13 protein-coding genes are annotated in these 12,899 nt (G+C 62.1%); 7 read left to right on the top strand and 6 right to left on the bottom strand.

From position 1 onward, the window contains the following. Positions 1–133: 133 nt before the first annotated feature. Complete coding sequence (locus EEB13_RS14170; RefSeq protein WP_033235943.1) at positions 134–1,519, bottom strand: MFS transporter; 1,386 nt, start codon at positions 1,517–1,519, stop codon at positions 134–136. A gap of 240 nt (positions 1,520–1,759) precedes the next feature. Between EEB13_RS14170 and nhaA the strand changes: the two genes are divergently transcribed. The 3 genes from nhaA to EEB13_RS14155 are packed head-to-tail and all read left to right on the top strand — an operon-like array spanning position 1,760 to position 4,444. Further along, positions 1,760–2,995: a Na+/H+ antiporter NhaA gene (gene nhaA / locus EEB13_RS14165; protein WP_033235942.1), complete on the top strand. Its 1,236-nt coding sequence runs from the start codon at positions 1,760–1,762 to the stop codon at positions 2,993–2,995. Next, the gene (locus EEB13_RS14160) at positions 2,992–3,501 is read left to right on the top strand and encodes a phage holin family protein (protein ID WP_141485495.1); all 510 of its coding nucleotides are present in this window, start codon (positions 2,992–2,994) and stop codon (positions 3,499–3,501) included. The genes nhaA and EEB13_RS14160 overlap by 4 nt, the downstream gene beginning before the upstream one ends. A 10-nt stretch (positions 3,502–3,511) precedes the next feature. Then, positions 3,512–4,444 (top strand): alpha/beta fold hydrolase, encoded by a 933-nt coding sequence (locus EEB13_RS14155; RefSeq protein ID WP_141485494.1) that lies wholly within the window; start codon positions 3,512–3,514, stop codon positions 4,442–4,444. A 4-nt stretch (positions 4,445–4,448) separates the two neighbouring features. Here EEB13_RS14155 and marP read toward each other — a convergent pair whose 3' ends face one another. From marP to nth, 4 genes are read right to left on the bottom strand one after another with little or no spacing between them, the layout of a single operon-like run. Further along, positions 4,449–5,639, bottom strand: a complete 1,191-nt coding sequence (gene marP / locus EEB13_RS14150) for an acid resistance serine protease MarP (RefSeq protein WP_033235939.1) — start codon at positions 5,637–5,639, stop codon at positions 4,449–4,451. Beyond that, complete coding sequence (locus EEB13_RS14145) at positions 5,636–6,355, bottom strand: NUDIX hydrolase (RefSeq protein WP_045066561.1); 720 nt, start codon at positions 6,353–6,355, stop codon at positions 5,636–5,638. Before EEB13_RS14145 ends, marP begins: the two co-directional genes overlap by 4 nt. Then, complete coding sequence (locus tag EEB13_RS14140; RefSeq protein ID WP_095888111.1) at positions 6,352–7,005, bottom strand: TlpA family protein disulfide reductase; 654 nt, start codon at positions 7,003–7,005, stop codon at positions 6,352–6,354. The genes EEB13_RS14145 and EEB13_RS14140 overlap by 4 nt, the downstream gene beginning before the upstream one ends. Positions 7,006–7,010: 5 nt before the next feature. Further along, positions 7,011–7,787, bottom strand: coding sequence for an endonuclease III (nth, locus tag EEB13_RS14135; protein ID WP_095887757.1), 777 nt, complete (start codon positions 7,785–7,787; stop codon positions 7,011–7,013). Positions 7,788–7,867: 80 nt separating this feature from the next. Between nth and EEB13_RS14130 the strand changes: the two genes are divergently transcribed. From EEB13_RS14130 to EEB13_RS14115, 4 genes are all read left to right on the top strand, one after another. Beyond that, positions 7,868–8,131: a hypothetical protein gene (locus EEB13_RS14130; protein WP_033235936.1), complete on the top strand. Its 264-nt coding sequence runs from the start codon at positions 7,868–7,870 to the stop codon at positions 8,129–8,131. 280 nt (positions 8,132–8,411) lie between these two features. After that, positions 8,412–9,086 carry a Crp/Fnr family transcriptional regulator gene (locus tag EEB13_RS14125; protein ID WP_003943506.1) on the top strand — a complete coding sequence of 225 codons (675 nt, stop codon included), beginning with the start codon at positions 8,412–8,414 and terminating at the stop codon, positions 9,084–9,086. Positions 9,087–9,249: 163 nt separating this feature from the next. Further along, on the top strand, positions 9,250–10,527 hold the full coding sequence (locus EEB13_RS14120) for a carboxylesterase family protein (protein ID WP_141485493.1): 1,278 nt from the start codon (positions 9,250–9,252) through the stop codon (positions 10,525–10,527). Positions 10,528–10,564: 37 nt separating this feature from the next. Beyond that, a complete protein-coding gene (locus EEB13_RS14115; protein ID WP_141485492.1) occupies positions 10,565–11,491 on the top strand; it encodes a LysR substrate-binding domain-containing protein in 927 nt (308 codons plus the stop codon). A gap of 52 nt (positions 11,492–11,543) precedes the next feature. Here EEB13_RS14115 and EEB13_RS14110 read toward each other — a convergent pair whose 3' ends face one another. Then, a complete protein-coding gene (locus tag EEB13_RS14110; protein ID WP_033235932.1) occupies positions 11,544–12,890 on the bottom strand; it encodes an MFS transporter in 1,347 nt (448 codons plus the stop codon). Between the last annotated feature and the right edge of the window lie 9 nt (positions 12,891–12,899).

Raw genomic sequence — 12,899 nt, 5'->3', positions numbered from 1 at the left:
CCGAAGGCCGCGACCTCGGAGACACCTCAACCCTGGTCGACCCCAAGGTATTCGACGCAATCCGCGGTAAGTAGGGCCTGCGGCCCCCGTGCGCCTTTTTGGTAGTCCCCACTACCGGAAAGGCGCACAGGGGCTACGCCCCTACATCATCGAGCGATTCGTCCTTCGTCTCACGCATGACGAGCAATGCAACAAACGTCAGAGCCGACGCGACGAGTAGGTAGATCCCGACCCAGCCGACGCCGTAGTGGTCGACCAGGTAGACCGCGATGAACGGCGCTACTGCCGCACCGAGGATGCTTGCGGTGTTGTAGGCGATACCGGAACCCGTGTACCGGACGTTGGTCGGGAACAGTTCCGGGAGAACAGCACTCATCGGTCCGAAGGTCAGTCCCATGAGGATCATGCCCACAACGAGGAAGGCAAGCATGCGACCGTCACTCATACCGTCGGTGTGCAGGAAGAGTCCGAACGTGAGGCCGAACAGCATCATTGTCGCGGTGATGACGAGCAGCGTGATCCGTCGACCGTAGCGGTCGGCCAGCCACCCGGACACCGGGACCGCAGCTGCGAAGAACACAACCGCAATGAGCTGCAGGACAAGGAAATCGGTGTACTTGAAGCCCGCTCCCGTACCGCCGTCCGCAGCGGTTTTGCCGATTCCGTAGCTCAGGACCCACGTGGTCATGAGGTAGAACAGCGTGTAGGTGGCGAGCATGACGAATGTGCCGATGATCAGCTGACGCCAGCTTGTCTTGAATACCTCGGCGAGGGGTGTCTTGACCTTCTCGCCGCGCTCGACGGCGCGCGCGAACACCGGCGTTTCTTCGAGCCGCAGACGCACGTACAGACCGATCATCACCATGATTGCGCTGAGCAGGAACGGAATTCGCCAGCCCCACGAGAGGAATGCGCCGTCGAGGTCCGGGTTGGCGCTGTCGTGGTCCATCATCAACGAGATCGTCAGGAACAGTCCGTTGGCAAGGAAGAAGCCGATGGGTGCACCCAACTGTGGCCACATGGCCGCCCAGGCCCGTTTGCCTTCCTTTGCGGTTTCGGTGGCGAGCAGCGCTGCTCCGGACCATTCACCACCGAGGCCGAGGCCCTGACAGAAGCGCATCAGCGCGAGTAGCGCAGGCGCGAGCAGCCCGACTTGTGAATAGGTCGGCAGGAGGCCGATGAGGAAGGTTGCGACGCCCATTGTCAGGAGCGAGCCGACGAGGGTCGCTTTACGTCCGACCCGGTCGCCGAAGTGACCGAACAGAATCGAGCCGAGCGGACGCGCAACGAATGCCAGACCGAATGTCGCCAGCGACGCGAGGAGCGCGGTGGTGTCGTTGCCTTTGGGGAAGAACAGAAGCGGGAAGACCGACACCGCGGCCGTTGCGTAAATGTAGAAATCGTAGAACTCGATCGACGTGCCGATCATGCTCGCGACAACGATTCGACGGCGAGGTACGCCGCCGACAGTTTCGCCGCCGGCTGGCGTCGGCGGGTTCTTACTCAGTGACGTGCTCACTCGTGGTGCTCCTGCAGCTGTACGAACATTGCGGTATACGAACATTGCCCAATTGGTGGGATGAATCTCAGTCAGTAGGAATTGAACACCCTGCGCGTTTTCTCGCGCAAATTCGGGTTCTGGGCCGAATCCGCGATAAAATTCCGTAAAGGTGAGCCGGGAAGTCTGGTCGGCACGTGATTCGTCGCGTCCACATGTCTGCAAACCGAACAAAGGCGTTGCTCCCGCGTGATCTCCACAATGCGTTCCGAACTGTCCCGATACCTACGCACCGAAACCGTTGGCGGCTCTATCCTGCTGATCGCCGCTGCCATTGCTCTGATCTGGGTGAACTCACCACTCGGCGACAGCTACATCGCGCTGCGCGACTTCCAGATCGGACCGTCTGCGCTGCACCTGAACCTCAGTCTCGGCACGTGGGCGCAGGACGGTCTGCTGGCCATTTTCTTCTTCGTGGCCGGCCTCGAGCTCAAGCGCGAACTGGTTGTCGGAGAGCTCTCCGATCGCAAAGCTGCAGCGCTTCCGATCATCGCGGCATGTGGCGGAGTTCTCGTTCCCGCGCTCATCGCGGCGTCGATCGGCTTCGGCACTCCGGGGATGGACAAGGGTTGGGCGATCCCCGTTGCCACCGACATCGCGTTTGCCCTCGGCATCCTCGCCCTGACCGGTTCCCGGATACCGGCCAGCGCCCGCGTGTTCCTACTCAGTCTTGCGGTAGTCGACGACCTCCTGGCCATCATCTTGATCGCGGTGCTCTTTACCGCGTCGATCGCGATGTTGTGGCTGCTCACCGCCGCTGCGGCGCTTGCGGTGTACGCCTACGCCCAACACAAACGCATCACGACGCCGTTCCTCTACGTGCCACTTGCCCTGCTCACCTGGTACTCGATGCACGAGGCCGGTATCCACGCCACTCTCGCCGGCGTCGCGCTCGGCCTGCTCACCCGAGTTGTCCGCGACAAGGACGAGGAATACGCCCCCGGCACCCGACTCGAACATCGCATCCAGCCGTACTCTGCCGGCTTCTGCGTTCCGGTCTTCGCACTGTTCGCGTCCGGCGTTCCCATCAACGCCGAGGTACTCGGCGACATCTTCACCGACCCCGTCGGGCAATCGGTCTTTGTCGGCCTCCTCGTCGGAAAAACTGTGGGAATCTTCGGAATTTCCCTGCTCGCGATCAAATTGGGCATAGCCACGAAGCCCAAGACACTCGAACGCAGAGACATGTTTGCCCTCTCAGTGCTCGGCGGCATCGGGTTCACCGTTAGCCTGCTTGTAGCAGACCTCGCACTGGACGGGGTCGGCGATGGCAGCGAGGCCGAAATAGCGAAGGCCGCAGTTCTCGTGACATCGTTGATAGCGTCGCTGATCGGATCAGCGCTGCTGTGGCGACGTGGACGGGTTCATGCGGCGCGAGCTGAAGCCAATGCCATAGCCACAGACGCGAGAGAACTACCTGGAGAGGTCGACAAGTGAGCGTGACCAACGGAGAGAGCCAACGCTTCACCGGAGATGGGGTGCCGAACACGGTGTCGTCCATTCCTCTCACCGACGTAGACGCCCGAACACCGGCTGAAGCCTCGATCGGCGCACTGGTCAGGGATGCGACGGCTCAGGTTTCGACACTGGTGCGTGCCGAAGTCGAGCTTGCCAAGGCCGAAGTCACCGGTGAGGTCAAGAAGGGCCTGCAGGGCAGCGTCTTCTTCATTTTGGCCTTCACTGTTCTGCTGTTCAGTTCATTCTTCTTCTTCTTTTTCCTGGCGGAATTGCTCAGCGTGTGGCTCGAGCGTTGGGCTGCTTTCCTGATCGTGTTCCTGATCATGGTGCTGACCACCGCGGTACTCGCACTTCTCGGTTATCTGCGGGTTCGCAAGTTGCGGGCTCCCGAGAAGACAATCGAATCGCTCAGAGCCGCAAAGAGCGTCATTCCCGGCAGCCACGACGACACAAAGCCGTCGGCCGACTTCAACGCGCGCAGGTAACGAAGCAGCTGTGTCAGCCCCAGATCCATCCACCGTCAGATTCGACGGCCCCTGGATTCACCGGGACATTCATGCCAACGGCATCCGGTTTCACGTCGTCGAGGTCGGCGACGCTGATCCGGATGCTCCGTTGGTGGTTCTCCTGCACGGTTTTGCCGACTTCTGGTGGTCATGGCGCCACCAGTTGACGGCTCTGTCCACGCAGGGTTTCCGAGTGGTTGCCATTGATCTACGCGGCTACGGTGACTCCGACAAACCGCCCCGCGGATACGACGGTTGGACGCTGGCCGGCGACGTGGCCGGACTGATCCGGGCGATGGGATACGGCAAGGCCACGCTGATCGGTCACGCCGACGGCGGCCTGGTGTGCTGGGCAACCGCGATCCTGCACCCGCGACTGGTGCGGTCGATCGCTCTGGTGTCGTCGCCGCATCCGCACGCACTCAAACAATCAGTCCTCCGCGACCGCTACCAGCGCAAGGCACTCTTTCCGGCGTTCCTGGCGAACCAGCTTCCGTTCCGCCCGGAACGGCGTCTGACTGCCGACAACGGCGCCGAGGTGGAGCGTCTGGTTCGCTCCCGCTCGGGTCCTGCGTGGCCCGAGCAGGCCGAGTTCGGTGACGTTGTCTCCAAGTTACGTTCAGCGATCCGCATTCCGGGGGTCGCTCATTCGACGCTGGAGTATCAGCGGTGGGCGTTCCGAAGTCAGCTTCGCACCGAGGGGCGCCGGTTCATGCGTCTGATGGATCAGACACTGCACATTCCGATCCTGCAGATACACGGCGAACTCGACCCGTACATTCTCACGCGGACAATACGACGCGGTAGGCGTTGGGCGCCCGGCGAACAGTTGCACCCCGTCTCCGGAGTCGGTCATTACGCCCATTGGGAAGCCCCACAGCGCGTCAACGACGCGCTCCGGGACTTCCTGGCAGCCGACTAGCTACTCAGAGGATGCAGACGCCGGTGGAGACCGGCGTCGACGCGCTTTCCGCCATGGCGAGTTGGCGCGACACCTCATTGGCAGTGAGGACGAACCCGGTGTCGGTGTCGTCGATGGCGGCACCGAACACGACACCGAGCACTTCACCCTGATCGTTGACCATGGGCCCACCGGAATTGCCCTGTCGAATCGATCCACGAACGGTGTACACCTCACGCTGTGTGGTGCCGGCTTTGTAGATGTCAGGACCGTTGAGGTTCAGGATTTCGCGAACACGAGCCGCGCTGGCCGTGTACGGACCTCCACCCGGATATCCGAGCACCAGTGCGTTGTCTCCCGTTTGAGCGGGCTGAGCGGCAAACGGCAGAACCGGCGCCTCGAGTCCGGGCACCGCGAGGATCGCGATGTCGACGGCCGAGTCGAAGAGCACAACCTGGGCGGGTAGTGCACCTTGCATCGTGTCGACGGTGATGCTCTCGGTACCCGCCACGACGTGTGCGTTGGTCATGACACGTTCAGGCGCGACGATGAACCCGGAACCTTCGAGCGCGCGCTGGCAACTCGGCGCGACGCCGTTGATACGCAGAACGCTCGGACGCAACTGCGCGGCCAGCGGGCTCGCCAGAACACTCGCGTCCGGCGCTTCCACTTCCGTGATGGGTGTGCGGCCGAACGGACCGATGACATCAGGCAATCCCGAGGTGTCGAGCAGCGCCGAGAATTCCGTCGGAATCTGCCGCAACCATTGCGGTGCGAGGTCGTCGACACCGGCCAACACGTTCGACCCTCGGACTGCTGCTGCGACGTTGGGCTGAGACGACGACGTCAGCGGAATTGCCAAAAGCCACGCGGCAACCACCACGGCAACTGCTTGAAGCCCTGCACCGATCACGCTGTCCACTGATCTTGCGGCCGGAGAATGCATACCGCTGCGCGCGGCTCGGCCCAGAACCATGCCGGCAACTTCGCCGATGATCACCAACACGACGATCAGTGAGATACCGGCGAGGATGCGCAGCTTGCCCTCGGTCACATGCACCAGAACATGCGGTGCCAGCAGAATTCCGGCGACAGCACCCAGAATCACACCGACAAAGGCCAACGCCGACGCCACCGCGCCCTGACGCCATCCCGATGTCGCGGCGATGAGAGCCACCACCACGATCGCAAGATCGACCCACCGCGAACCTGTCATCGGGGAACCGCCGAATCTTCGATGTCTTCGCCCAGTTCTGCGAGCGCTGTGTCCAGATCACGCACGTCGTGATGATCCCAGGGGATTTCCCAACCGGACACCTCGAAGAGTCCGGCCAGTATTCCGGCAGTGAAGCCCCACACGAGCATGCCGTCGGCCAAAAACGCCGGACCTTGGTACCCGGCCTGGTGACGCACCTGGAAGCGATTGTCGGGGTCGAGCAGAGTGCGCAGCGGAACCCGCGCGACACGGCCGACCTCGCCGGAATCCTGGATGCCCACCGAGACCGGGTCTTCCCAATAAGCGATCACCGGGGTCACGTCGAATCCGGACGGCGGAATGAATATTTCGGGCAACGTCGCCAGCGGGAGCACCCCGCGCGGGTCGAGACCTGTTTCTTCCTGCGCCTCGCGCAGCGCTGTGCCGATCGGACCGTCGTCACCGTCGTCGGCGGCACCGCCGGGGAAAGCGACCTGTCCACTGTGCTGGCGCATAGTCGACGCGCGTTGTGTCAGTAGTACGTCAGCGTCGTCCGGCATACCACCGAGGCACATGGGATCAGCCTCTCGGGATCCTCCGAAGAGGACGAGCACCGCGGCGGGCCTGGTGGTCGTCCCGCGCGGCGGCCGACGGTCGAGCACGGGGTTGAGTCGATGTGGATCAGTGGGTTGGGTGCTGGCTACAGCACGTAACCATTCGGGAACGGATGAGCTCATACGACAACTCCCAAATACTGCGCCGTGGCGGCAGCTATCTCATCCGCACTGCGGAACGGTTGAGGCAACACCTTCGCGACGGTTCCGTCGGGACGAATGAGCACAGAGACCGGCAGCACAGGTGGCGCGCCGACGGCAATCTGCACCTTGCTCGAACCGTCCTGAACTCCGGGTAGTCGAACGGAATAGTCGATCAGTCGGGTCAAAGCGTTTTCCTGGTTCGGATCGGAATGCACGGTCAGCACAGTGATACTGTCCCCCGCGCGATCCGCAAATTCCTGCAAATGCGGCAGTTCTTCGGCGCATGGCGCGCACCAGTACGCCCACAAATTCAGCAGCGCGGGCTTACCTCCCAGCGCGGCAGCAAGATCGACCGAGCTTCCGTCTGCAACACAGTCGAGCGTGATCCCAGCGAGTGCGGCGCCGGCCGGAGCTTCGGCGGTAGGCGTCGGGCACGCTGTCAGTCCCGCTTGCCCACGAAGCTGATCGAGCGATTCGGACGACGGGGTGAACGTCGGCGGCCGATAGGCGGACGTCGAGGAACCGCCAGCCGAAACCGGGGTGTCATCTCCCCCGCGCGGCCAGATCGCAACAGCGAGCGCAACAACAACCGCAAGCACAACAAGGGACCACCGAGCAGCATTGGACATCTGGGTCACAACCCGGCCAGAGCGAGCAGATGCTCCGTCTCCGGGCCCTTCACCAGCGCAGCAGCTTCAATTTTGTCGGTAGGACCAAGGCCGTAGGACGGGCAGTCCTTGGCCAGAACGCACACTCCGCACGCCGGCTTACGCGCGTGACAGACGCGTCGTCCGTGGAAGATCACACGATGTGACAGCAGGGTCCATTCCTTACGTTCGATCAAAGCCCCGACAGCATGTTCGACCTTGACGGCATCTTCTTCCTCCGTCCACTTCCACCGACGCACCAAACGCCCGAAGTGGGTGTCGACGGTGATTCCCGGGACGTCGAACGCATTTCCCAGAACCACGTTGGCTGTCTTGCGACCGACTCCCGGCAACGTCACGAGGTCTGCAAGTTTGTTCGGCACTTCGCCGTCGTAACGCTCGAGCAGCGCCTGACCCAACCCGATCAGCGAGTTGGCCTTGTTCCGGTAGAAGCCCGTTGACCGGATGTACTCCTCGAGCTCGGTCCGGTCGGCTTCGGCGTAGGCCTTGGCGTCGGGATAACGGGCGAACAACGCCGGGGTGACCATATTGACGCGGACGTCAGTGCACTGCGCCGACAGGATTGTCGCCACCGTCAACTCGAGGGGCGTCGTGAAGTCGAGTTCGCAGTACACATGTGGGAAGGCAACGGCTAGTTTCCGGTTCATCCGACGCGCGCGACGGACCAGCGCGAGATGGGATTCCTCGTCGCGAGCGCCGGCAGACCGGCGGGTCGCTGAGCGCTCGGTCGGGGTGGTCTGCACTCAGACAACTGTACGGATACTCCCCGACATGACATTTGGTCGTGTCGATTCCGAGATGTTGGCCGTGTTTACTCTCCTCTATGCAAGGACTCGCCGTGATTCTCTTCCCAGTGCTGTTGATGCTTTTCGCGCTGGCCATGGAACGGGTCGAACGGAGACTGCGTCGACTCTCGGTTCGGGAGAACGAGGTGGCGGAGTTCCTCGACCAGGCTGGTCCCGACGACGTCGCGTCGCTGGCGACCGATGGGTTCCCGCATGCGTTTGCCCGCTTCCACCTGCGCCGGAAGGGTCGACCGGCCATCGCTCCGCGGCAATCGGGCGCAGAAGAACTGCCCACTCGCTAAGGCGATCGAAGAGGCATACAAGGTAGTCAATTTTATTCGCCATCAGGATAATTTCGACGCTTTCGTGGCATCAATCACTCGTGCCGAGCGCGTGGGACGTAGACTTCGATGCCGTACCTGTTGTATTCAACACGGACTGTGTCTGACGCAGCGTCTCGCTCGCACGAGTGAAGGCCGGCGTCTGGGCGGTTCGTGAGTACAAACCAAGCACAACCGGGTACAAAGTTAGATAGCGCAAAAAATGACACCACAAACGAACAAATCCCAACAAGGAGCGCACGTGGACGACGTCCTGGCAAGAGCCGGCATCTTCCAAGGAGTCGAGCCCTCAGCGGTAGCGGCGCTGACCAAGCAGCTGCAACCCGTCGACTTCCCCCGTGGACATGTCATCTTCAACGAGGGTGAACCCGGTGACCGCCTGTACATCATCGTGTCCGGCAAGGTGAAGATCGGTCGACGCTCACCTGACGGTCGCGAGAACCTGCTGACGATCATGGGTCCGTCCGACATGTTCGGCGAACTGTCCATCTTCGACCCGGGTCCCCGCACCTCGACGGCCACCACCGTCACCGAGGTTCGTGCCGTGAGCATGGACCGCGACGCTCTCAAGGCTTGGATCCAGCAGCGCCCCGAAATCGCCGAGCAGCTGCTCCGCGTTCTCGCACGTCGCCTGCGTCGTACCAACAACACGCTCGCCGACCTGATCTTCACGGACGTTCCCGGCCGTGTCGCCAAGGCACTGCTGCAGCTCGCACAGCGCTTCGGCACCCAGGAAGGTGGCGCGCTGCGCGTCACTCACGACCTCACCCAGGAAGAGATCGCCCAGCTGGTCGGCGCTTCCCGTGAGACCGTCAACAAGGCTCTTGCCGACTTCGCTCATCGCGGATGGCTGCGCCTCGAAGGCAAGAGCGTCCTGATCTCGGATTCCGAGCGTCTCGCGCGTCGCGCACGCTAGTTCTACCGTCTCGACTCTTTCGGCCGCTCCCACATCGGTGGGGGCGGCCGAAGTCTTTTCCGACGCTCGTCGCGACGGGTATAGCGCGCAACCACCTAGGCATTTGTGTCACACCTGAGCGCTGGCATGCTCGATGGAGGCAAATACGACTCCGAGGGGATGCATGTCCGAGATAATCGCTTCCGCGGCGGCGGGGAAGTTCCGCGGCATCCGACGCGACGGTTCGTTGTATTTCGGCGCGATCCGCTACGCAACCGCGGCCAGATTCCAACGGCCCGAACCTGCCGCATCTCATACCGGCATTCTCGACGCCACCATGCCAGGCACCGTGTTTCCTCAACCACCGTCGCGACTCGAGCGTGTCATGGGAGCGCCGCACCCCGAGTCTGAGCAGAGTGAGGACAGTTTCACCGTCACCGTCACGACGCCCTCGTTGTCCGGTAGCCGGCCCGTCATGGTGTGGCTGCACGGCGGTGGATACTCCAGCGGCGGAGGTTCACTGGCGTGGTACGACGGCGGCGCGTTGTCGGCCGAAGGCGATGTCGTGGTCGTATCGGTCAACTATCGCGTAGGCGTACTCGGCTATCTCCTCCTCGAGGGCGTCAGCGAGGGCAACCTCGGCGTCCGCGATCAGATCGCGGCCCTCGAGTGGGTACGCGAGAACATCGCGGGATTCGGTGGTGATCCCAATTCGATCACCGTGTTCGGCCAGTCCGCCGGCGCTCATTCCATCGTGAACCTGTTGAACAGTAATAACTCTCGGCCTTTGTTCCACCGAGCAATTCTGCAAAGCACCCCGCGGCTGGACCTCAACTTCACCAAGACCGCTGCGATCGAGAACGGCGAGACCTTTGCCCGACTGCTCGACGGCGATCCGAATACCGCTCCCCTCCCCCTAATCCTGGACGCCTTCCGCGCCACAGCCGTCGAGTTCGGCAGACGGTCTGAAAATGTTGTTCAGCCACCCTTTGCCCCGATATCCGACGTTGCACCACTTACCGGAAGCGCCGACAGTGGCGTGACAGAGGTAGTCATCGGATATACCCACGACGAGGGATCTGCCTTCGTTCGCGGGCTCCCCGGCGGCTCCATGGCCGACGAAACCACGTTGACGCAGAACATGTTTGCCGAGACGGTCGCAGAACTGGCCGATAACTTCACTCAGGCGGGTACCTCGGTCTACACCTACCGATTCGACTGGACACCTCCCGAGAACATCTTCGGTGCTACGCATTGCATCGAACTTCCGTTCATCCTCGGCACCGAAAAGTCTTGGCACGGTTCACCCATGCTGGGAATGGCCGACTGGACCACCGTCGACGAAATGGGTAGACGCATCCGCACGCTCTGGACTTCGTTTGCACATAACGGAAGTCCGGACAACGAGAACACCTGGAAGAAGTTCTCGCCCGACGAACCGATCGGAATCACCTTTACCTGAGCAACTTCGGGCGGCAATCCCCGCTAGGATTGCAGATATGGACATGCCCAAGCTCCTCGACGGGCGACTCAAACTTCGCCACCTGCTTCTGGTCGACGCCCTGAGCCGTCAGGGCAGCGTGGTCGGCGCCGCTGCCGCACTGCACATCACACAACCTGTGGCAACCCGCAGCCTCCACGACATAGAGTCCATCCTCGGTGTCTCCCTGTTCGATCGCGGCCCACGCGGCATCACCCCGACAATATTCGGCGAGGCCTTCACCACCCACGCTCGGGCGGTTATCGCTCAGCTCACCGAAGCGGGCCGACACGTCGTCGAGCTTGCCGACGCACACCGCGGAACCGTCATCGTGGGAACACATCTCGCCGGTTCCAACGTCTTGCTGCCCGGCGCCATTGCGCGGCTGAAAGCTCAGCATCCGCTACTGACCGTGATCGTCCGCGAAGGCACTCCGGAGCAGTTACTCACCGACTTGGAGGCCGGTCGTATCGACCTCATCGTCGGCCGACTCACAGCACCGACAGACGACCGCGCCGTCAGACGCAATCTCTACGCCGAGTCAGTTGAACTTGTTACCCGCGTGGATCATCCACTGACCAACCGTGACGAGGTGCAGCTCGACGAACTCCGCGAGTTCCCCTGGATCCTGCCCGGCGTCGAAACGGTGCTCCGACGCGAACTCGAGGAGTTCTTCGCCAGGAACGGTCTCCCCTTACCCGAGAACCGGGTAGAGGCAACGTCTTTCCTCACGGTGCGACAGCTCTTGCTGGAAACCGACATGATCGCTGTCCTTCCGAGTCTGATTCATCGCGACGACACCCGCTTGACCACACTCCCGATCACCCTGGATCCCATCGGTCACAGCGTCGGTCTCACGTCGTCGGCGACGAGGACGTCCAGTCCGTCGGCGCAGGCACTTATCGCGTCGTTGCGCAGTTTCGCGGAAGAACTCATGAACCAGTAAACGTTCGAAGCCCGCTCCCGGAGCGGGAGCGGGCTTCGAATATCGTTACACGTCAGGCGTTTTCTGCCACCCGCTGCTCTTCGTGCTGCAATCCCCGCGATGAGTCGGGCACCACCTTGAACAGCGCTATCGCGCCAACCAGACTGATCGAGCAGATCGACGCCAGGTACCACGTCACGCCCACAGATGATCCCGTGGCGTCCAGCAGAGCCGTCGCAATCATCGGAGCCAATCCGCCGCCCAGAATTGCACCACTCTGCAGAATCAACGACGAACCCGAGTATCGAACCTTGGCCGGGAACGTGTCGGCAATGATGCTTCCCTGGACACAATGAGTCACCGGAATGATCAGTCCCATTCCCAGGAACGCCACAACTGCAACGACCTTGTTCTCGGTGTTCAGCAGCGGGAAGAACGCGATGCACCACAACAGGATTGCGGCGGATCCTCCGATGAACATGTGCCGTCGACCGTACTTGTCGGCCACCTTGGTCCAGATCGGGATGGAGAGGAACCACAGGACCGCTGCCGCGGTGACACTGAGCACCAGGAATTGTTTGTCGTAGCCCAGATGTTGAGTTCCGTACGACAGAGTGAACACCATGAAGGCATATGCCACGGCGGAGTTAGCCAAACACGCGGCCAGCGTCAGTGACAACCGGGGGAACCCGACCTTGAGCGACTCACGCAGCGGGAACCGGACTATCTCGCCCTTCTCCATGATCCCGGCAAACGAGGGCGATTCGGTAACCCGCAACCGGATCACCAGACCGATCGCCACCAGAACGAAGCTGAGCAGGAACGGTATGCGCCAACCCCACGATTGGAAGGCCGAGTCCGACATCAATGCACTGGTGGTCAGGAAGATGCCATTGGCCAGAACAAGTCCGGCGGGGGTGCCCATCTGCGGGAAACCCGCATACAGGTTCTTCTGCCCGGCTGGCGCGTGCTCCATCGACATCAGCGTGGCACCGGCGCCCTCACCGCCGAGGCCGATGCCCTGGACAACTCTCATCGCCACCAGAAGTACCGGCGCCCAGAAACCGATGGAATCGTAATTCGGAATGAGTCCGATCAGTGTGGACCCGACTCCCATCATCACCAGAGACACCACAAGCGTCGCCTTGCGACCGATCCGGTCACCGAAGTGCCCGAACACCAAGCCGCCGACGGGCCTGGCGATGAACCCGACCGCAAAGGTGCTGAAGGCTGCGAGGGTGCCGGCGGTCGGACTCAGACTCGGGAAGAACTGCTTGTTGAAGATCAGCGCTGCGGCTGTTCCGTAAAGAAAGAAGTCGTACCATTCGAGGGTTGTGCCGGCGAGGGTTGCCATGGCAACCCGGCTGCGGGCAGCTTTCTCCGGCAACGGCTTTCCGTCACTGGTTACGCTTGTGGTCATCGCGGATAC

The organism is Rhodococcus sp. WS3 (genome assembly GCF_003797085.1).
GTDB classification, from domain to species: domain Bacteria; phylum Actinomycetota; class Actinomycetes; order Mycobacteriales; family Mycobacteriaceae; genus Rhodococcus_F; species Rhodococcus_F globerula.
The sequence above is the reverse complement of the archived record's forward strand: the minus strand, read 5'-3'. Positions and strand labels throughout refer to the sequence as shown.